Here is a 19,744-nt window from a genome sequence, read left to right as displayed (position 1 = left end):
GCGTTTCGGGTTCTACTGCGTCGGGCGGGACGGCCCTAGGGCGTGTTTCGAAAGTAGCGCCGTCCGCCCGAAGGGCGGGCCTGGCGGCGTCTGGTGCGTGCGATCGCAAGGCGGAGGGTCGCCCCGATACTGGATGTATCGGGGTGATCCCGACAACGCGGCGAGCGTGCGTGCCAGACGTCGCCAGGCAGGCGGGACTTTCGAAACACGCCCTAGGTCAGGAAGGTCTTGAGCTCGTGGACGAGCTTGCGGATGTGGCCGGAGAGCACCGGCGTCCCCTGGTCCTTGAAGCGCTCGCGGAACCACGGGTTCACGCTGGCGCGGCCGGAGCTGGTCACGGACCCTACGGGGATGAACTTGGCCCCGGAGCGGTGAATGGCGGCCATGCTCTCGAACAGCGGCTCGGTCTGCCATTCGTAGAAGTCGGAGATCCACACCACGACCGTGTTGCGGGGCTCGGCGATCTTCGGCTGGGCCAGTGCCATGGCGACCGTGCCGTCCGTGCCGCCGCCGAGGTTGGTGCGCAGCAGGGTCTCGAACGGGTCGTGCACCCATGGGGTCAGGTCGAGCGCCTGGGTGTCGTACGCGATGAGGTGGACGTCCACCTTGGGCAGGCCCGCGAAGATCGAGGCGAGGATGGTGCAGTTGACCATCGAGTCCACCATCGAGCCCGACTGGTCGACGACCACGATCAGCCGCTGGGGCGTCGTCTTGCGCGCGGTGTGGCGGTAGAAGAGCCGGTCGACGTAGAGCCGTTCCTCTTCGGGGCTCCAGTTGGTGAGGTTCTTCCAGATCGTGCGGTCGAGGTCCAGGTTGCGGAACACCCGCTTCGGCGGGACCGAGCGGTCCAGTGCGCCGACCGTCGACTTCTCCACCTGCGTACGCAGCACCTCGGCGACTTCGTCGACGAAGCGGCGGATCAGTGCCTTGGCGTTGGCCAGGGCCACACCGGAGAGGTTGTCCTTGTCGCGCAGCAGCTGTTCGATCAGCGACATGCTCGGTGTCAGCCGGCCGGCCAGCTGGGGATCGGCGAGCACCTCGCGCAGCCTCATCCGCTTGACGAGGCCGGCCTCGATGGAACCGAGCTCCGGGCCGATCTCCGGGATGAGCCGGCTGAGGTCGGGGGTCCGGCCGCCGCCTCCCGTGCCGGTCGGGCTGACGCCCGCGCCTCCGGCGCGGCCGCCGCGCAGCGCGCCCGGCTCGCAGCCGAGCGCACGCTCCAGCCAGCCCGCGTCGGACTGCCACCGCGACAGCTGGCCCGCGGTGACGGTGCCGGGAGGGTTCTGGAAGACGTTCAGCAGCACCTTCGACGCGAGCGCGGCACGCCGCACCTCCGCGGCCCGGTCGCGTGTGCCGTCGGTCGCCCCGCCCCCTTCGGCGTTCTCCTCCGGAACCATCAGGCCGTCGAATTCCGCGGCGAGCTCGGGATGGCGCTGCACCACCGAGTCGACCGATGCCTGCGGATCCAGCAGCTTGGCCGGCAGTCCGATGTCCTCCACCACGGCAAGGCTCGCCGACTCCAGGCCTGCCTGCTCCTCCGGGTCGAAGAGCCTCGCGAGGAGGCGCCAGTACAGGACCTGTCGGCGGCTGTCGTGGGAGACCCCTGTGGGCACTTCGGGACGCGCGTTCTGCTGTCCGGTCACTTCCGCAGCAGCCTTCCCGCTCGCTCGCTCAGCACCTTCGCGGCGTCGGTGGCGGCCTTCTCCGCTCTGACCCCGGCTTTGTCGGCCGTGCCTCCGGCCCACGCTCCCGCGTGCACCGCGGTCACCTTCTTGCGCACCGTGGTCTCCACGGCGAGCGGCTGCACGCCGAACGTACCGGCGTCCCAGCGGATCAGCGCGATGCAGGCTCCGGACCTGGCGACGGCCTCGGGGGTGAGCGGCCCGGCGGCCGGGATGCGGTCGGTGTCGACGACCAGGTCGGACCCGGCGACGGTGAAGGTCAGCACGCCGTCGTCATCCGTCCGAGCGGTGTAGCCCTCCAGGAAGACGGGTACGGCGATGCGCGCCGGATGCCGGTCCAAGGGGGCGGTCACCGCAGCGGTCGCGGTCGGCAGGGCCACACGGGCGGTGGCGAACGCCTCGGCCGGTGCACCGGGGCGGGCGTGTTCGTCGCTCCAGACCAGGTCGCCCTCGGCTGTGACCGGCATACCGGTGAGGTCCATGGACAGGCCCTCCCCGGCGGCCGCGAGGAGCGACATGTGCGGACGCAGCAGCTGCCAGATCCCGGCTCCGACGACCGTGTCGGGCTTGGGCACCGACACGCTGGCGCGCACGAGGCGGGAGGCCGAGCCGTCAGCGGGCTCGAACACCGCGTGCACCTGCGCCTGTGCGGCGGTGGCGTGTTCCTGGACGTCGATGCCGAGGGGCAGCAGACGTCCGTCGGCGGTCCCGGTCACCGGTGCACCGGCCGCGCCGGGCACCGTCAGCAGCATCCCGCGCGACCAGAGGTCGGCCCAGCGGCGTACGGGGAACCGCTCCATCGACGCGCCGGGGCAGGACGCGGCGAGTTCGGCGGCGAAGCCGTCGAGGAGGGTCGCGAGGCGGCGCAGGGACGGGTCGGGAAGCAGCGCGGAGACGACCTCCGCGGCCCCGGACACCACCTCGTGGTCGAGGCCCTGCCATCCGCTGCGTGCCAGATCGGAGAGCCAGGCCCGGGCGGCGTTCAGCAGATTCACCGTCGGCTGCCCCGCGACCGCCGGTGCGGCCTCCGCGCCGGGCGCACGGCCTGCCGCGTCCTCGACGAGAGTCAGCAGCGCGTCGTGGACGGAGCCGAGCAGCGCGGTCCGCGCGGCGGCCAGGGCGACGAAGTGGTCCTCGCCGGCTGCGCCGGCCGCTGCCTTCGCGGCTGCCTCGGCGACTCTGGCGGCCAGTGGGGTCCCCGTCACGGCGTCGGCGAGCCGCGTCGGGCCGGCGGCTTCGGCGGGCTGCGGACGGAGCAGGCCTGCGACGAGAGCGCGGTCGAAGGCATCGACGGCTTCCAGGGCTTCGTCCAGCCCGTCCACGGGTTCGGCCAACAGGTCGGCGCGCATCACGCCACCGCCCTGGTCGGCGGGAAGAACTGCATCTCGGGCAACGGCGCGGTGACCGGGGGGTGTTCGAGGTAGGCGAGGTGACGCAGGAACCGGCTGAAGACGGATGCGGCAGCCTTCGTCCCGTCCGCCGGCGGGCGGGTGCTCCGCATGACCGAGGTCAGCGCGGCCCCGTCCGCATCCCCTTCCGGGATGTCGATCTTCAGGTACCGGACGACGCGCTCGGCGCCGTACTGCAGGACCGCCTCGCCGATCAGGGCGCCGATGTGCTTGCAGAACGATCCGTGCGCACCGCCGCAGGGCCGGTTGTTGTTGGTGCTGCAGGCGAACGCGTACGTGCCCGCGGCGACGGACGAGACGTAGACCCGTCCGATGTCCGAGCCGCTGGACACCACGCCCTGCAGGCGTCCGTCCGCCAGCTCGACGAACGGAACCTTGGCGAGCTTACGCGGCCGCGCGGGTGGTATCACCCGTGCCGTGCTCGACCTCTCCCAATCCGACAACGCGCCATCTCCCATGCACAACTGAGGGGTTGTCCCCGCCGGATCGGCGGGACACGACAGAACCTACTGGCGCCCACTGACAACGGCGTTCGCGGAGGCCCTCGCACGAGCCCGGTGCGCCGCACCTCGCGGGGCGAGGGCGGGGTGGGAGCGGTCAGACAGCCTGGTGACGGCTCTCCAGGTCCAGGAGCTGCCGTTTGCGGTCGAGGCCGCCGGCGTAGCCGGCCAGGGCGCCGCTCGCACCGATCACGCGGTGGCAGGGACGTACGACGAGCAGCGGATTGGCTCCGATCGCGGTGCCGACCGAGCGCACCGCCGCGCGCGAGGCGCCGATCCGGGCGGCGATCTCGCCGTAGCTGAGCGTGGTGCCGTACGGGATGTCCTCCAGGGCCTTCCACACGCGCCGCTGGAAGTCGGTGCCCCGGCCGCCGGTGTACTCGATGCCGAAGCCAGTCCGGCTCCCCTCGAAGTAGGCACGCAGTTCGGCGGTGATCACGGTGAAGGCGTCCGCGTTCGCCGTCCATCCGTCCTGGACCGTCGCGCCGCCCTTCTGGCCGGGCACGGAGAGCGAGGCGAGGGCGGTGCCGCCCTGTGCGGTGGCCGACTCCTCGCCCACCAGCAGCAGCTCACCGAGCGGGCTGTCGATCGTGGTGTAGAGCGTCATGGTCGGGGTCCTTCCGGGTTCTTCGTCGTCCACGTCAACTGTGCGGTGCCGGCGGCGTCGCGGGATCCGGACGTCACGCTGCCGCACCGGGCCGGTGCGCCGCCGCGTTCCAGTAGTGGTGCATGGCGTACGTGCGCCAGGGGCGCCACGCCTCGGCGTCCACCGCGTCGGCGCCCGCGTCCCGCATGCCCGCCCGGACGGCCACGTCGCCGGCCAGCAGCACATCGGGGTCGCCGAGCGCCCGCATGCGGATGTAGCCGGCGGTCCTGGGGCCGACGCCCCGCAGGCTCAGGAGTTCCTTCTCGGCCTGGTCGCGGTCGGCGCCCGGGTCGAGCCCGATCCGCCCGTCGGCCAGAGCGGCGGCGACGGTGCGCAGGGTGGCACGCCGCGAGCCGGGCACACCCAGCTCCTCCAGGCCCGCTCCGGCCAGGTCGCCAGGGTCGGGGAACGTACGGGTGAGAGCGCCGCTGGGCACCTGGAGGGGCGCTCCGTAGGCCGTCACCAGCGCGTTGCCCAGCCTTCGCCCGGCCGCGACCGGGACCTGCTGGCCGAGGACCGCCCGGACCGCCAGTTCATGGACGTCGGCGGTGCCGGGAGCCCGCAGTCCGGGTGTACGGGCCACGAGCGGGGCGAGCGAGGGATCCGCGCCGAGGCGCTCGGTGACCGCCTGAGGGTCGGCGTCCAGGTCGAAGAGGCGGCGCATCCGCTGGGTGGCGGTCGTGAGGTCGCGCAGATCCCCCAGGTGCAGCCGGCAGTCCAGCCAGCCGTCGCCGGTCCGTTCGCGCACCTCGGCGATGCCGGTGCCGTGCGGCAGGCGCAGGGTACGCCGGTAGAGGCGGTCACCCGGCTCGCCGGTCATCTCCTCGACGCCGGTGAGGGCGCGGGCCGCGAGGTGGTCGAAGATCTCGGCCGCGGCGTACGGCCCCCGGTGGGCGAGCCGCAGCGGTACTCCCCCGGCCCCGTCGACGGTGCCGACGGGGCCGAAGCGGGAGGAGCGGCCGGGACGGGTGGTGCGCAGCTCGCCGGGGGTGAGGGCGTAGATCTCCCGGATCGTGTCGTTGAACTGGCGGACGCTGGAGAATCCGGAGGCGAACGCGATCTCGGCGGCCTGCAGGGGGGTGGTCTGCAGCAGGACGCGCGCGGTGTGGGCCCGCTGGGCGCGGGCGAGCGCGATGGGTCCCGCGCCGACCTCCGCGTTCAGCTGCCGCTGCACCTGGCGGGCGCTGTAGCCGAGGCGCGCGGCCAGTCCGGCCACGCCTTCGCGGTCGACGACCCCGTCGCCGATCAGCCGCATCGCCCGGCCCACCAGGTCGGCGCGCGCGTTCCAGTCGGCGGAGCCGGGCACCGCGTCCGGCCGGCAACGACGGCACGCCCGGAATCCGCCGCTCTGAGCGGCGGCCGCGGTGGGGAAGTACGTCACGTTCCGGCGCTTGGGGGTGGTGGCCGGACAACTCGGACGGCAGTAGATCCCGGTCGTGGACACGGCGAAGAAGAACTCGCCGTCGAACCGGGCGTCGCGGCTGGTCACCGCCTCGTACCTGCTGTCGTCGCTGGTCATGCTCCAAGGGTGCGACATCACGCACGCCGACGCTGGCGGAAATCGGACGCCGCGCCACGGCGGGGCCCACGGCAGGGCCCACGGCACAGCTCTTAGCGCGGTTCTTATATTGGAATCATTCCAGATAAGTGGTTGACTGCGTGGGTGATCGAAACCGAGGCCAGGACCCTCCCGCGCGGAGTGTCATCGCGAGTGACCCACCACCGGGTCGCCATGCCCTCGTCGGTCCATGAGGCCCCGCACTCCGATGTCAGTACCCTCCTCACCCCGGTACGCACACGCATCGGCACGGTCTCGGCCCAAGCCGTCCACGACGTACGCACGTCCCTCGTCGACGCCGGACCGGCGCGGCGGATCACTGAGGAGCAGGACAATTTCTGACAACACGAAGCCGCTGACCACCGCCGCCGGCGCACCGGTCGCGAACAACGAGAACGCCGTCACGGCCGGCCCGCGCGGGCCGATGCTCCTCCAGGACGTCTGGTTCCTGGAGAAGCTGGCCCACTTCAGCCGAGAGGTCATCCCGGAGCGTCGTATGCACGCCAAGGGATCCGGCGCCTTCGGCACCTTCACGGTGACGCAGGACATCACCCGGTACTCGAGGGCGGCGCTCTTCTCCGAGGTCGGCAAGCAGACGGAGCTCTTCGCCCGCTTCTCGACCGTCGCCGGTGAGCGCGGCGCGGCCGACGCGGAGCGCGACATCCGCGGATTCGCCCTCCGCTTCTACACCGAGGAGGGAAACTGGGACGTCGTCGGCAACAACACGCCGGTCTTCTTCCACCGCGACCCCCACCACTTCCCCGACCTGAACCGCGCGGTGAAGCGCGACCCGCGCACCAACCTGCGGTCGCCGGAGAACAACTGGGACTTCTGGACCAACCTCCCCGAGGCTCTGCACCAGATCACCATCGTCATGTCGGACCGCGGCATCCCCGACGGCTACCGCCACATGCACGGTTTCGGCTCGCACACCTACTCGTTCATCAACGAGAGCAACGAGCGCTTCTGGGTGAAGTTCCACTTCCGTACGCAGCAGGGCATCAAGAACCTGACCGACGCCGAGGCCGCCGCGATCGTCGCCGACGACCGCGAGTCCTCGCAGGCGGACCTCTTCGACGCCATCGAGCGCGGTGACCACCCGAAGTGGACCTTCTTCATCCAGGTCATGCCGGAGGCGGACGCCGCGACGTACCGCTACCACCCGTTCGACCTCACCAAGGTCTGGTCCAAGAAGGACTACCCGCTCATCGAGGTCGGCGAGTTCGAGCTCAACCGCAACCCGGAGAACTACTTCGCCGACGTCGAGCAGGCCGCCTTCACGCCGGCCAACCTCGTGCCCGGCGTGGGCGCGTCGCCCGACCGCATGCTGCAGGGCCGGCTGTTCTCGTACGGTGACGCGGCCCGCTACCGCGTCGGCGTCAACCACCACCAGATCCCGGTGAACCAGCCGCGCGGCGCGAAGAACGTCAACACCTACCACCGTGACGGCCAGTTGCGGGTGGACGGCAACCAGGGCGCCGTTCCCGGCTACACGCCGAACAGCTACGGCCGCTGGGCGGAGCAGCCGCAGTTCGCCGAGCCGGGTCTGGCGCTCGACGGCGCCGCGGCGGACCGGTTCGACTACCGCGAGGACGACGACAACTACTTCGAGCAGCCGGGGAACCTCTTCCGGCAGATGACCCCGGACGAGCAGGACGCCCTGTTCGGCAACACCGCCCGGGCCATCGACGGTGCCTCGCAGGCCACCGTCGAGCGTCACATCCACCACTGCACGCAGGCCGACCCGGCCTACGGCGAGGGTGTCCGCAAGGCCATCGAGGCCCTGCAGGCCGCCAAGCAGGCCTGACCGACCCGCTGTACACGAGGGGCTCCGGGCGACAGCACGTCGCCCGGAGCCCCTCGTGCTGCGACCGGCCCTCCCACGGCGCGCCTACTCCAGCAGCGCCGTCCTCCCGAACATCTCCGCCGTGGCCCGAGCGCTGGGGGTCCCGGCGTCGAGGTCGGCGCCCGCGGCGACGAGCGCCGCGACGATCGCGTCCTCACCCTTGAACAGGGCCCCCGCGACGGGTGACTGGTCCCTGCCGTTGCGCCGGTCGACGTCGGCGCCGCGTCCGATGAGCGCCCGCACCGTCCCGGTCCGCCCGTGGTACGCGGCGAGCATGAGGGCCGTGTTGCCCTCCCGGTCCTGGACGTCGACCGGCAGCCCGTGGTCGAAGAACTCCAGGAGCTCGTCGGTGCGACCCTCGCGGGCCAGATCCATCACGATCGCGACGAGTCGGCCGGTCTGTTCCTCGGAAAGCGGATCCATGCCCTCACCTTAAAGGGCTGTCCCGGCCGGGCGGCGCGACAGGGATCACAACGTCCGCCCTGTCTGAACTTCACGGGAACTCCAGCGAAATAGCACGTGTGTGGATATCGTGCACCGAGCGAGGGCGCATCCGTCAGTCCATGGGATCGGCGGATGCGCCCCGTTTGTGGGGATGCAACTGTGGCTGGGGGGTTCATGGGGCATGTCGAAACACCCGAATCGGATATATCCGGTCCCGTCGGGCTCGCGGGGGCACCACGACCGCGTGCCGCCGGGACCGAGGACCGCGTGGTGGCTCCCGGGCGCTCGTGGAGAGCCCCGACGACCGCCGGGCGCGATCACGTGGAGAGACCGCGGGCGAAGTCGCCCGATCCGCGTGTGCCCCGCCTCGTCCTGACCGATCTGGTGGGGCTGGGAGTTCCCGCCTGGCTCGTGCTGCGGGCCGGTGAACAGCCGGGGCCACTGACCGCCGCGGTGTCCGCCGCCGTCGTGTGGGCCGGTGTGCGCGCGGTGCGCGGCCGGTACGCCGAACGGCTGCCGGGGGAAGCCGGCGGGGCGGCCCACGCCCCGTTCGGCGACTGGCTGGCTCTCACAGGAGTGCTGGCCGTGCTGCTGGCCGTGACGGGCAGGGGTCTCGACCCTGCGACCGCCGTCGCCGCGCTGGTACCCGGCCTCGCCCTGGCCGTCCTCGCCAGGACGGTCGGCCGGCTGCGGCGGGTCACCAGGCGCCGAGGTGCGCGCCGGGTCCTGGTGGTCGGCGAGGCGGCGGGCCTGGACCGTGCGGTGCGTCTGCTCAACTCCCGTGACGATCACCCGTACACCGCGGTGGCCGTGGTCCCCGTGGGGACGGCGGCACCGGACTGCGGGACGCCGGTGCCGGGGCGGCTTGCGCCCGAACCGGCAGATGACGATGTGTCCACGGTGCTCGGGGGCGCCTTCGCCCATGACGCGGATCTGGTGCTCGTCGCGCCGGGCCCGGAGCTCGAGGACGACCGGCTGCGCCGACTGGCGTGGGGTCTGCACGACGGCGGACTGGCGCTCTGTGTGCTCTCGGACCTGTCGGGGGTCGCCGCGAACCGGGTGCGGCCGGTTTCCGCGGCCGGGCTGACGCTCCTGCACGTCGCGCCGCCGCTGCGGCGCGGCCCGCAGAGCGTGCTCAAGACCGTCGTGGACCGGACCGGTGCCGCGCTCGGACTGCTGGTGCTCGCGCCCTTGCTCCTCGGGGTGGCTCTGGCGGTGCGGTTCTCGTCACCCGGCCCCGTCTTCCACCGCCAGACCCGCCACGGCCGGCACAACAGGCCGTTCACCATGTGGAAGTTCCGCACGATGGTTGCGGACGCGGAAGCCCGCAGGGAGCACCTCTCGCCGGCGAACGAGAGTGAGGGGCCGATGTTCAAGATGCGTCGTGATCCACGGGTGACGCGGATCGGCCACACCCTGCGCCGGACCTCCCTCGACGAGCTGCCGCAGCTTCTCAACGTACTGCGGGGTGACATGTCCCTGGTGGGTCCGCGTCCGCCGCTGCCGGAGGAGGTGTCGCGCTACGACGAGCGGGAGCTACGCCGCCTGGCGGTCCGCCCGGGACTGACCGGTCTGTGGCAGGTCAGCGGACGGTCGGACCTCTCCTGGCAGGAGACGGTCTCGCTCGACCTCTGGTACGTCGACAACTGGTCGGTGGCCACGGACATGGGGCTCCTCGTCCGTACGGTGCGCGCCGTCACCGACGGCCGCGGGGCGTACTGAGACGTGATGGGGGGACACATGGAGCGTCGCGAGACGGGTCGCGTGCACGGGCTCAGGACGTACCACGGCCGTCAGGCCGGACGGTCAGCCTCGGGGGGCCTGCCGGCCGAGCCACCACGCGTAGGTGCGGGCGATGCCCTCCCGCAGAGGTGTCTGCGGCTTGAAGCCGAGGGAGGAGAGCCGGGACACGTCGAGGAGCTTGCGCGGGGTGCCGTCGGGCTTCGAGGTGTCCCAGACGATCCGCCCGCGATACTCCGTCACCTCGCTGATCGTCTCGGCGAGTTCCCGGATGGTGAGGTCCTCCCCGCAGCCCACGTTGACGGGCTCGGGGCCGTCGTACACCTCCAGGAGCCTCACGCAGGCCGCGGCGAGATCGTCGACGTGGAGGAATTCGCGGCGGGGACTGCCGGATCCCCAGAGGGTGACCTCGTCCGCGCCGTCCCGCTTCGCCTCGTGGAACCGGCGGATCAGGGCCGGCAGCACGTGCGAGGTCTCCAGGTCGAAGTTGTCGCCGGGGCCGTAGAGATTGGTCGGCATGGCGCTGATGTACGAGGCGCCGTACTGCCGGCGGTAGGACTGGATCTGCACGATGCCGGCGATCTTGGCCAGTGCGTACGCCTCGTTGGTGGGTTCGAGGGGTCCCGTGAGCAGGGCGTCCTCGGTGATCGGCTGCGGGGCGTGCTTGGGGTAGATGCACGAGGAGCCGAGGAAGAGCAGCCGCCGGACCCCGGCGGCGTGCGCGCCCGCGATCACGGCGAGCTGGATGCGGAGGTTGTCCTCGAGGAACTGCACCGGACGTGTGCTGTTGGCCATGATCCCGCCCACCTTGGCGGCGGCGAGCACCACCGCGTCCGGGCGGGCGTCACGCAGAAACGTCTCGGTCGGCGCGGCCTGGCGGAGATCCAGCTCGTCACGGCCGCGGGTGATGACCTCGTAGCCGTCGGCGGTGAGACGGCGCACCAACGCCGAGCCGACGAGGCCGCGGTGGCCCGCGACGAATATACGGGCGCCGGGGGGCAGCAGGGGGCGGACGGATTCCTGGGGTGGGCCGGGGACATCAGTCGTCATGGCACGGATTGTGCCAGCAGCGCGCAGCCCCGGTGACTCTTTACGGTATTGCGCCCAGATCCAGATATGTCGGTGATTCACATCGCCCGTCGGGCGACACACAGAGGGGGGAGTCATGGCGAAGACCGCACTCATCACGGGTGTGACCGGACAGGACGGTTCATACCTTTCGGAGCTGCTGCTCGAGAAGGGCTACACGGTCCACGGCCTGGTCCGCCGTTCGTCGAGCTTCAACACCGAGCGCATCGATCACATCTACCAGGGGCCGGAGGAAGCGAATCGTTCCTTCGTGCTCCATCACGCGGATCTCTCCGACGGCGTCGCGCTGGTGAACCTGATGCGCGACCTACGGCCCGACGAGGTCTACAACCTCGGCGCCCAGTCGCACGTCCGGGTGTCCTTCGACGCCCCGCTCTACACGGGTGACGTCACCGGGCTCGGCACCGTGCGACTGCTGGAGGCGGTCCGGGCCAGCGGCATCGACACCCGTGTCTACCAGGCGTCGTCGTCCGAGATGTTCGGCGCGAGCCCGCCCCCGCAGAACGAGAAGACCCCGTTCCACCCGCGCAGCCCGTACAGCGTGGCCAAGGTCTACTCGTACTGGGCGACGGTCAACTACCGTGAGGCCTACGGCATGTTCGCCACCAACGGCATCCTGTTCAACCACGAGTCCCCGCGCCGCGGCGAGACCTTCGTGACCCGGAAGATCACCCGCGGGGTGGCCAGGATCAAGGCGGGCTTGCAGGACCGGCTGCATCTGGGCAACCTCGACGCCGTACGCGACTGGGGGTACGCCCCCGAGTACGTGGAGGCGATGTGGCGGATGCTCCAGTGCGACACCCCCGACGACTACGTGGTGGCCACCGGCGAGGGGGTCAGCGTCCGCCAGTTCCTGGAGTACGCCTTCGAGCACGCGGGCCTCGACTGGGCGGAGCACGTCCGCTACGACCCGAAGTACGAGCGTCCCAGTGAGGTCGACGCGCTGATCGGTGACGCGTCCAAGGCGGAGGAACTCCTCGGCTGGAAGCCGGAGGTGAGGTCGCGCGAGCTGGCCCGGATCATGGTGGACGCGGACATACGGCTGCTGAGCGACCAGCTCGCGGGTTCCGCGGTCCGGGTGGACCGGTGAGCGGGGACAGACGTCCCGGACGGACCCGGGCCGGCGTGTCCGCCGCTGTGCTGGGGCTCGCCGCGGGCGCTCTCACCGCGCTCCCCGCTCCCCCGGCCGCCGCGCTCACCCCGCCTGTCGGCTTCACCGCCGACGCCCTGTCCACGTACCAGACCAACGGCATCGTCTGGTCGCTCGCCGAGGCGAACGGGGTCGTCTACGCGGGCGGCACCTTCTCGGGCATCAGGCCCGCGGGTTCCCCCGCCGGGAGCGGCACGACCCCCGCCGTGAACTTCGCCGCCTTCGACGCGGCGACCGGCGCGCCCACCGGCTGCTCGCTCTCCTTCACCCGCAGCAGCGGCACGGCGACGGTGCGGGCCCTCGCCGTCTCGCCCGACAAGTCCACGCTGTACGTGGGCGGTTACTTCAACGCGGTGAACGGGACGGCCGTCAACGGGCTGACCGCGGTCGACACCGCGACCTGCCGGCCGCGCACGGGCTTCTCGCCGCAGTTCGGGGCGACGGTCCGGGCCCTCGACGTCGCGGCGGACGGCACCGTCTACGCGGGCGGCGACTTCCAAACCGTCAACGGGACGGCCCGGCGCTTCTTCGGCGCCGTCACCCCCGCGGGGGCGCTGACCGGCTGGAATCCGGACGCCGACGAACCTGGCCGCACCCTGAGGGTGACCCCGGACGGGGACAGCGTCCTCATCGGCGGTGACTTCTTCACCGTCGGCGGCACCGCCTCGCACGCGCTCGCGGTGACCAGCCCGGCCACGGGCGCGGTCACCCACGCCTACGGTGCGACGTTCATCCCGTCGTCCGCCGTCATCAAGGACATCGTCACGGACGCGGCCTCCGACGGCTGGTACGCGGCGGGCGAGGGCTCGGGTCCCACGTCGTTCGACGGCCGGCTCGCCATGGAGCTCGACGGCTTCGGCCAGCGCTGGCGGGACACCTGCCAGGGCGCGACGCAAGCGGTCCGGGTCCACGAGGGCGTGCTGTACGCGGGCAGTCATGTGCACGACTGCTCGAGCATGGGCGGCTTCCCCAACCAGGGCCGCAAGCATCTGACCGCGCAGTCCGTCGACAGCCCGGATCTGCTGGGCTGGCTCCCGGACACCAATGACGGCGTCGGTGAGCCGGTCGGTCCACGGGCCCTGACCGTGTCCTCGAAGGGAGGCCGCGACTTCCTCTGGGTCGGCGGCGAGTTCACCACGGTCAACGGGACCGGCCAGCAGGCGCTGACGCGGTTCGCGAACACCCCGGACACCGGCGCGCCCCCGGCACCCGCGGTCAGCGTCTCCGCACCACGGGCCGGTGAGGTCGAGGTCCGCTGGCGCAGCAGCCTGGACCTGGACGACAGCCTCCTGACGTACAGGGTCTACCGCGACGGCGGCGCGACGCCGGTGTACACGGCGACGGGCACCTCGTTGTTCTTCAGCAGGCCGCAGCTGACCTTCACGGACCGGAACGTGGTGGCGGGCCGGTCGTACAGCTACCGGATCACTGCGAGCGACGGCACCAACACCAGCGCGCCCTCCACCGCCGTCCCGGTGACCGCCGCGTCCTCGGCCTCGCCCTACCAGGAGAAGGTGCTGGCCGACGGGGCCGACCTGTACTGGCGCTACGACGAGGCCGGTGGCGCCTTCGCCGCCGACGCGTCGGCGAGCGGCAACGGCGGGGTGTACATGAACGCGCCGTCCTACCGGGCCACGCCCTCCGCGGTGGCGGGTTCGGCCGCGCTCTCCCTCAACGGCACGGACGAGTACGTCTACAGCGACCGGCTGCACCGCTACACCTCCCCCACGCCGTACTCGGTCGAGACGTGGTTCCGCACCACGTCCTCGAGCGGCGGGCGGATCGTCGGCTACGGCAACAACATCGGTACCGAGCGCGGCCACACGAGCGGCCTCTCCGACAAGCTGCTCTATCTGACGGACGACGGCCGGCTGGCGTTCGGCGTGCAGAGCGGCAGCACCCGGCCCACCATCACCTCGGCCGTCTCCTACAACGACGGTGCCTGGCACCACGCCGTCGCCACCCAGGGCCCGTCAGGCATGGTGCTGTACGTCGACGGGGAGGCGGTCGGCACGAATCAGGCGACCGGTAACCGCTCGTACAACGGGTTCTGGCGGGTGGGCGGGGACGCCATGAGCGGCGCCTGGCCGAACCGCCCCACCAGCGTCTACTTCGCCGGGCAGGTCGACGAGACCGCGGTCTACCCGTCGGCGCTGACCGCCGCACAGGTCGCCGCGCACCACGCGCTGGCCGGCACTCCGCCGGGCCCCGGGGACAGCACCGTCACCCTCACCCCTGACGAGGACGCGTACGTCAACAGCGTGGCGGCGAACACGAACTACGACGACAGCCAGCTCGCCTCCCGGGGTACCACGGCCTACCTGAGCTATCTGCGCTTCACGCTGCCGTCCGCCCCGGCCGGCCGGGTACTCACGAGCGCACGGCTCACCTTCCGTACCTCGTCGGACTCCACGGCGGGGTCGGCCGACCGCCACAGCATCGTGCCGGTCACCGGCGCGTGGACCGAATCGGCGGTCACCTACACCACCCGGCCGGCGCTCTCCACGTCCGCGCTGGGGACCATCACCGGTGCGGCCTCGGTCTCCACCGGCTACGCGGCGGAACTGGACGCTTCCGCTCTGGGCGGGGCCCTCGGCTCCGCCACCTCACTCGCCCTGACCAGCAACGGGACGGACAGTCTCCGCATCTGGTCGAGCGAGGCGACCACGGCCTACCGGCCGCAGCTCGTCCTCACCTTCGGAGTTGAATGATGAACACAAGTACGGGGCGGAGACCCGGGGGAAGCGGCCGTGTGCGGGCCGCGTCCGCCGCGCTCTGTCTGTTCGCCGGAGCCCTGACCGCGACAGCGGCCGGGACCTCACCGGCGGCGGCGCTGACACCGCCGGTGTCGATCACCGCGGACGATCTCACCACCTGGCAGACCAACGGCATCGTCTGGTCGATGGCCGCGGCGGACGGGGTCGTCTACGCGGGCGGAACCTTCTCCACCATCAGGCCGCCGGACGCGGCGGCGGGCACCGCGGAGGAGCCCGCGGTCAACTTCGCGGCGTTCGACGCGGCGACGGGCGCGCCGGTGGGCTGCGACCTGTCGTTCACGATGTCCTCCGGGACGGCCACCGTGCGGGCCCTCGCGCTCTCTCCCGACGGTCAAACCCTGTACGCGGGCGGACAGTTCGGGGCGGTGAACGGGGTGGGTGTCAGCAACTTCGCGGCCGTCGACACCGCGACCTGCACCCCGCGCCAGGACTTCAAGATCGCCGTCTCGGCGACGGTTCGGGCCCTGGACGTCACGGCGGACACCGTCTATCTGGCCGGTGACTTCAACAGCGTGGGCGGCGAGACCAGGAACAAGTTCGCCGCCGTCACCACCGGCGCGGATCTCCTGCCGTGGACGGCGAACGCCGACGAGGTGGCCCGGGCCGTCCAGGTGACCCCCGACGGACAGCACGTGGCGCTCGGCGGTGACTTCTTCACCGTCAACGGCACCACCTCGCACGCGCTCGCCGTCGTCGACACCACCACGGGCGCGCTCACCAAGAGCTATCCGGGCTTCATCCCCAACACCTCCACGGTGCAGGACCTCACGACGGACGCGACCGGGCTGTACACCGCCAACGAGGGCACGGGCGGTGGGGTGTTCGACGGCCGCATCGCCATCGACCTCGACGACTACCAGCAGCGGTGGCGGGACACCTGCCTGGGCGCCACCCAGGCCGTCCTGGTCCACTCGGGCGTGCTGTACAGCGGTAGCCACGCCCATGACTGCGCCAGCATGGGCGGGTTCGCCGACCAGCCGCGCAGGCACCTGCTGGCCCAGTCCGTCGACGACCCGACGCTGCTGCCCTGGTTCCCGGACACGAACGACGGCATCGGTGAGCCGGTCGGGCCCCGGGTGATGACGCAGACGGACAAGGGCGGCCACCACTACCTGTGGGTCGGCGGGGAGTTCACCACCGTCAACGGAGCCGGGCAGCAGGGGCTGACCCGGTTCGCCGACGGACCGGACACCGGGGCGCCCTGGGTACCCAACGTCAGCCTGTCCACGGTCACCGCCGGGCAGATCGACGTCCAGTGGCAGACCAGTTACGACACCGACGACGGGGAGCTGACCTACCGGATCTACAAGGACGGCGCGGCCACGCCCGTGCACACCGTCACGGGTTACTCGCTCTTCTGGGACCGCCCGCAGCTGAAGTGGACGGACACCGATGTGGCGGTGGGCGAGACGCACTCGTACCGCATCACCGCGAGCGACGGCACCAACACCAGCGCCAGGTCCCCGGCGCAGTCGGCCACCGTCGCCGCCTCCACACAGGGCTACCCGGCGCGGGTGCTGTCCGACGGTGCCTCGCTCTACTGGCGCTACGACGAGGGCGCCTCCACCTTCGCGGCGGACACCACGGGCGGCCTGAACAACGGCTTCCTGCGCAACGCGCCCGCCTACCGGCAGACCCCGGCCGCGATCGCGGGCGACTCGACCGCCATCGGTTTCGACGGGGCGAGCGAGTACGCGTACAGCAACAAGCGCCATCCCCAGCCCACCCGTTTCTCGGTGGAGACCTGGATCAGGACCACCACCTCACGGGGCGGCAAGATCATCGGCTTCGGCAATCTGAGCATGCAGAACAGCACCCGCTTCGACAAGCACGTGTACATGGCCGACGACGGACGGCTGGTCTTCGGTGTCCACAACGGCGGTCGCCGCACGGTGACCACGGCCGGAACCTACAACGACGGCAACTGGCACCATGTCGTCGCCACACAGGGCACCGGCGGCATGAGGCTGTACGTCGACGGGCAGCTGCGCGCGTCGAACATCCTCTACACCGGCAACGAGAACTACCCGGGCTACTGGCGGGTCGGCGGGGACAGCGTGGGCGGCTGGGCCAACCGCCCGACCAGCTACTTCTTCGCCGGTCAGATCGACGAGACTGCCGTGTACCCGACCGCGCTGAGCGCTTCCCAGATCAGCGATCACTACGCCCTGAGGACGGGTGAATGAGACATCCGTTCCTGGCCGGTGCCGCCGTCGCCCTGGCGACGGCGGCACTGGCCGCCTGCGGCTCGTCCGACGGGTCCGGCGACGGAGGCAGGGAGGCCGCCGCGGCCAGCAGCACACCGTCCGCCGCGGTCTCCCCCGCACCTCCCGTCGCCGGACCGGCGGTCTCCCCTTCCGGCACGCAGGCCACGAAGCCCAGCACCGCGCCGAAGGCGCCCGCCGGGGACATCACCCCGGCCACGGGTTCCTTCACGAAGAAGCAGAAGGAGTACCTGACCGACCGCGTACCCGAGGGGATGGACCCGGCCGCGGTGCTCCAGACGGGCCAGGAGACCTGCGACAGGCTCCGCTATCTGGTCAAGGCCGACCGGGACATCGCGGTCGGCGCCATCGTCTCCGGCGAGGTCGCGGACGCGAAGCCTGCCGCGGCGCACCTCTGCCCGCAGCACCAGGACGTCGTCGACGAGGCCGCGCTCGGGTACGCCGACGGCACACACACCGGCAAGGAGCTCAGGCCCGGTGACTACCGGGCCCCCTCCCCCACGAAGGCCTGCGACTGGCAGCTGACCGGGGCGAACGGCAAGGAGCTGGCATCGGGCTCCTCCGACACCGGCAAGGCGGTGGAGATCACCGTCCCCAAAGCCGCCCGCACCTTCACCTCCACAGGCTGCTACGCCTGGCTGCCACAAGGAGACAACTGATGCGCAAGCTGCCCATCGCCGTCGCGATCCCCACGAAGAACGAGGGTCTGAACATCGCCGAGGCGGTGAAGTCGGTCCTGGGGCACTTCGAGGCGGTCGTCGTGGTGGACTCCCACAGCACCGACGACACGGCGAAGATCGCCGAGGAGTGCGGGGCCGAAGTGGTCACGTACACCTGGGACGGAGGACATCCGCGCAAGAAGCAGTGGTGCCTGGAGAACGTCCGCACGGACCTGGACTGGATCCTGCTGCTCGACGGTGACGAGCGGATCAGTCCCGGACTGCTGGCGGAGCTGCGGCGGATCTTCGCCGACCAGGACGGCCCGAAGCCGGCGGCGTACGACATTCCGCTGGGTTACTGGTTCTCGGGGAAACGGCTGCGGCACGGCTACACGATCCGCAAGCGGTCCCTGACCGACCGGACCAAGTGCTTCTACCCGGAGGTCGGCGATCTCGCCGCGCCGGGGATCGGGGAGGTCGAGGGGCATTACCAGCCGGTCGCGACGACGGCCGAGGCGCTGAGCAACCCCATCGAGCACCAGGACCTGGACCCGGTCACCGCCTGGTTCGAGCGGCACAACCGCTACTCGGACTGGGAGGCGTGGCTGGAGCACCATCCCGAGGTCAAGGAGCAGGTGAGGAAGGTGAAGTCCCGTCAGGGGCAGCTCTTCCACAAGGCACCGTTCAAACCGCTGGTGTCCTTCGCCTACATGTACGTCTACCGGCGGGGCTTCCTCGACGGACGTGCGGGCCTGGACTTCGCACTCGCGATGAGCTTCTACCGGTGGCAGATCGCGTTGAAGTCCCGCGAGCGGCAGCCGGGGTGAGGCGTCACGCCTTCCGGCGGACCACGTCCTCGTAGGTCCGCCGGAGGGTGGCGGTGACGGCCTCGATGGTGAACTGGTCGTTCACCAGCCGCCAGGCGGCCTTGCCCGCCTGTTCGGCGGCCTCCGGCTCGAGCAGCTCCAGGATCGCGTCGGCGACCTTACGGGCGTTGGCCGCGTCCTCGCCGACCCGGCTGTCGATCACCCGGCCCGCACCGGCCCCCGACACATCGGGGCCCTGCCCGCAGGTGCGGGTGATGACGACCGGAGTGCCGACCGACATCGCCTCCAGGACCGAGACCGGGAACGGCTCCTCGATCGCCGGCAACACGTACACATCGGCCTCGCGTCCGGCGGCGAGGACCTCGTCGTGCTCCAGCGGGCCCACATGGTCGAGGGAGTCCGTGACGCCCAGCTTCCGGGCGAGGGCGAGGGTTGCGCCCAGTGCGCCGGTGTCCGGGCCGGCCAGCACGAAGCGGGCGTCCGGGTGGCGGGCGAGGACGTGCGGCATCGCGGCGATGAAGTCCTCGGGCCGCTTGCGCTCCTGGATGCGGGCGAGGTACAGCACGGTCGGCGGGCGGCCGGGGTCGCGGGCGGGCTTGCGCTCCTGGGGGCGCACACCGTTGACCAGCCGTACGGTACGGGCGAGCGGTACGGGAGCTGCGACGGCGTTCACATCGACCCGTTCCCTCTCGGTGAGGTGCAGGACGGCGTCGGCGTCGCGCAGCACCTTGCGGACCCCGAGGACGTCGGTGAGCCGGGCGACCCTCTTCTCCGTGGGGTCGATCATGCCGTGGGTCTGGACGACCAGGGGTGTACGGGTCGCGAGCGCGAGGAGCGCCGCCGGCAGGGTCACCAGGTCCCGCATCAGGTGGACGTGTACGAGGTCGGCGCCGCGCATCATGCGGCGTGCGGTGCGCAGCAGCGCGCCGGAGGTGATGCCGCTGACCTCGAACATCGGGAGCAGATGCCGTGCCTGGAAGAGGTGGACGGGAACCCCTTCCACGTGGCTGGGCAGTTCGCCGTCGGGGAAGCCGTCGCCGAGGGCCATGACGCGTGCGTCGTCGCCGTTGGCCCGCTGGACCTTGGAGAGGTTGAACGCCACCCGGGTCGGCCCGCCGAAGGCATGGTCCGGAGTGTGGAGCGTGACAACGTGCAGGAGTTTCACCAGAGTTCCCCTCGACTGCGGCCAATA

Annotated in this window: 16 protein-coding genes; 8 read left to right on the top strand and 8 right to left on the bottom strand. The window is 71.3% G+C overall.

All coding sequences use genetic code 11. The annotated features are described in order from the left end of the window. Window positions 1-212: 212 nt before the first annotated feature. The 5 genes from ACFYSH_RS18340 to ACFYSH_RS18320 all read right to left on the bottom strand — a co-directional run bounded on the left by ACFYSH_RS18340 (window position 213) and on the right by ACFYSH_RS18320 (window position 5,756). A complete protein-coding gene (locus ACFYSH_RS18340; protein WP_388753602.1) occupies window positions 213-1,643 on the bottom strand; it encodes a VWA domain-containing protein in 1,431 nt (476 codons plus the stop codon). Next, the gene (locus ACFYSH_RS18335) at window positions 1,640-3,031 is read right to left on the bottom strand and encodes a hypothetical protein (protein WP_359475301.1); all 1,392 of its coding nucleotides are present in this window, start codon (window positions 3,029-3,031) and stop codon (window positions 1,640-1,642) included. The genes ACFYSH_RS18340 and ACFYSH_RS18335 overlap by 4 nt, the downstream gene beginning before the upstream one ends. Next, a complete protein-coding gene (locus ACFYSH_RS18330) occupies window positions 3,031-3,549 on the bottom strand; it encodes a hypothetical protein (RefSeq protein WP_388753599.1) in 519 nt (172 codons plus the stop codon). The genes ACFYSH_RS18335 and ACFYSH_RS18330 overlap by 1 nt, the downstream gene beginning before the upstream one ends. A 139-nt stretch (window positions 3,550-3,688) precedes the next feature. Then, window positions 3,689-4,198 carry a methylated-DNA--[protein]-cysteine S-methyltransferase gene (locus ACFYSH_RS18325; RefSeq protein ID WP_359475295.1) on the bottom strand — a complete coding sequence of 170 codons (510 nt, stop codon included), beginning with the start codon at window positions 4,196-4,198 and terminating at the stop codon, window positions 3,689-3,691. A gap of 73 nt (window positions 4,199-4,271) precedes the next feature. Further along, on the bottom strand, window positions 4,272-5,756 hold the full coding sequence (locus tag ACFYSH_RS18320; protein ID WP_388753595.1) for an AlkA N-terminal domain-containing protein: 1,485 nt from the start codon (window positions 5,754-5,756) through the stop codon (window positions 4,272-4,274). 192 nt (window positions 5,757-5,948) lie between these two features. Here ACFYSH_RS18320 and ACFYSH_RS18315 point away from each other — a divergent pair, with 192 nt between their 5' ends. Together ACFYSH_RS18315 and ACFYSH_RS18310 are read left to right on the top strand one after the other, a co-directional pair. Then, a complete protein-coding gene (locus tag ACFYSH_RS18315; RefSeq protein WP_359475313.1) occupies window positions 5,949-6,137 on the top strand; it encodes a hypothetical protein in 189 nt (62 codons plus the stop codon). Then, window positions 6,130-7,602 (top strand): catalase, encoded by a 1,473-nt coding sequence (locus tag ACFYSH_RS18310; protein ID WP_359475310.1) that lies wholly within the window; start codon window positions 6,130-6,132, stop codon window positions 7,600-7,602. The genes ACFYSH_RS18315 and ACFYSH_RS18310 overlap by 8 nt, the downstream gene beginning before the upstream one ends. Window positions 7,603-7,686: 84 nt before the next feature. Here the strand turns inward: ACFYSH_RS18310 and ACFYSH_RS18305 are convergent, their stop codons facing one another. Beyond that, window positions 7,687-8,064, bottom strand: a complete 378-nt coding sequence (locus ACFYSH_RS18305; RefSeq protein WP_359475289.1) for an ankyrin repeat domain-containing protein — start codon at window positions 8,062-8,064, stop codon at window positions 7,687-7,689. A 195-nt stretch (window positions 8,065-8,259) separates the two neighbouring features. On the opposite strand from ACFYSH_RS18305, the gene ACFYSH_RS18300 reads away from it, so the two are divergent. Then, complete coding sequence (locus tag ACFYSH_RS18300; RefSeq protein WP_388753592.1) at window positions 8,260-9,807, top strand: sugar transferase; 1,548 nt, start codon at window positions 8,260-8,262, stop codon at window positions 9,805-9,807. Window positions 9,808-9,891: 84 nt separating this feature from the next. Here the strand turns inward: ACFYSH_RS18300 and ACFYSH_RS18295 are convergent, their stop codons facing one another. Continuing rightward, on the bottom strand, window positions 9,892-10,875 hold the full coding sequence (locus tag ACFYSH_RS18295) for a GDP-L-fucose synthase (RefSeq protein WP_359475283.1): 984 nt from the start codon (window positions 10,873-10,875) through the stop codon (window positions 9,892-9,894). 115 nt (window positions 10,876-10,990) lie between these two features. On the opposite strand from ACFYSH_RS18295, the gene gmd reads away from it, so the two are divergent. Genes gmd through ACFYSH_RS18270 form a run of 5 tightly spaced genes read left to right on the top strand, consistent with a single transcriptional unit; the run spans window position 10,991 to window position 18,552 of the window. Next, the gene (gmd, locus tag ACFYSH_RS18290) at window positions 10,991-12,004 is read left to right on the top strand and encodes a GDP-mannose 4,6-dehydratase (protein WP_359475280.1); all 1,014 of its coding nucleotides are present in this window, start codon (window positions 10,991-10,993) and stop codon (window positions 12,002-12,004) included. Window positions 12,005-12,039: 35 nt separating this feature from the next. Continuing rightward, a complete protein-coding gene (locus ACFYSH_RS18285; protein WP_388753588.1) occupies window positions 12,040-14,775 on the top strand; it encodes a DNRLRE domain-containing protein in 2,736 nt (911 codons plus the stop codon). Further along, complete coding sequence (locus ACFYSH_RS18280; RefSeq protein ID WP_388753585.1) at window positions 14,772-17,027, top strand: LamG-like jellyroll fold domain-containing protein; 2,256 nt, start codon at window positions 14,772-14,774, stop codon at window positions 17,025-17,027. The genes ACFYSH_RS18285 and ACFYSH_RS18280 overlap by 4 nt, the downstream gene beginning before the upstream one ends. Then, window positions 17,024-17,725: a hypothetical protein gene (locus tag ACFYSH_RS18275; protein ID WP_388753582.1), complete on the top strand. Its 702-nt coding sequence runs from the start codon at window positions 17,024-17,026 to the stop codon at window positions 17,723-17,725. Before ACFYSH_RS18280 ends, ACFYSH_RS18275 begins: the two co-directional genes overlap by 4 nt. Next, complete coding sequence (locus tag ACFYSH_RS18270; protein WP_359475270.1) at window positions 17,725-18,552, top strand: glycosyltransferase family 2 protein; 828 nt, start codon at window positions 17,725-17,727, stop codon at window positions 18,550-18,552. Before ACFYSH_RS18275 ends, ACFYSH_RS18270 begins: the two co-directional genes overlap by 1 nt. 4 nt (window positions 18,553-18,556) lie before the next feature. Here ACFYSH_RS18270 and ACFYSH_RS18265 read toward each other — a convergent pair whose 3' ends face one another. Beyond that, the gene (locus ACFYSH_RS18265) at window positions 18,557-19,717 is read right to left on the bottom strand and encodes a glycosyltransferase (RefSeq protein ID WP_388753579.1); all 1,161 of its coding nucleotides are present in this window, start codon (window positions 19,715-19,717) and stop codon (window positions 18,557-18,559) included. Between the last annotated feature and the right edge of the window lie 27 nt (window positions 19,718-19,744).

Source organism: Streptomyces sp. NPDC005791 (assembly GCF_042871485.1).
Classification (GTDB): domain Bacteria; phylum Actinomycetota; class Actinomycetes; order Streptomycetales; family Streptomycetaceae; genus Streptomyces.
This window is presented reverse-complemented; position numbering and strand designations above follow the sequence as displayed.

Bases quoted from the DNA above. Each gene is read 5' to 3' on its own strand.
- ACFYSH_RS18335 (WP_359475301.1), bottom strand. From the start codon at position 3,031: ATGCGCGCCGACCTGTTGGCCGAACCCGTGGACGGGCTGGACGAAGCC.
- ACFYSH_RS18330 (WP_388753599.1), bottom strand. From the start codon at position 3,549: ATGGGAGATGGCGCGTTGTCGGATTGGGAGAGGTCGAGCACGGCACGG.
- ACFYSH_RS18325 (WP_359475295.1), bottom strand. From the start codon at position 4,198: ATGACGCTCTACACCACGATCGACAGCCCGCTCGGTGAGCTGCTGCTG.
- ACFYSH_RS18320 (WP_388753595.1), bottom strand. From the start codon at position 5,756: ATGACCAGCGACGACAGCAGGTACGAGGCGGTGACCAGCCGCGACGCC.
- ACFYSH_RS18305 (WP_359475289.1), bottom strand. From the start codon at position 8,064: ATGGATCCGCTTTCCGAGGAACAGACCGGCCGACTCGTCGCGATCGTG.
- ACFYSH_RS18300 (WP_388753592.1), top strand. From the start codon at position 8,260: ATGGGGCATGTCGAAACACCCGAATCGGATATATCCGGTCCCGTCGGG.
- ACFYSH_RS18295 (WP_359475283.1), bottom strand. From the start codon at position 10,875: ATGACGACTGATGTCCCCGGCCCACCCCAGGAATCCGTCCGCCCCCTG.
- gmd (WP_359475280.1), top strand. From the start codon at position 10,991: ATGGCGAAGACCGCACTCATCACGGGTGTGACCGGACAGGACGGTTCA.
- ACFYSH_RS18280 (WP_388753585.1), top strand. From the start codon at position 14,772: ATGATGAACACAAGTACGGGGCGGAGACCCGGGGGAAGCGGCCGTGTG.
- ACFYSH_RS18275 (WP_388753582.1), top strand. From the start codon at position 17,024: ATGAGACATCCGTTCCTGGCCGGTGCCGCCGTCGCCCTGGCGACGGCG.
- ACFYSH_RS18270 (WP_359475270.1), top strand. From the start codon at position 17,725: ATGCGCAAGCTGCCCATCGCCGTCGCGATCCCCACGAAGAACGAGGGT.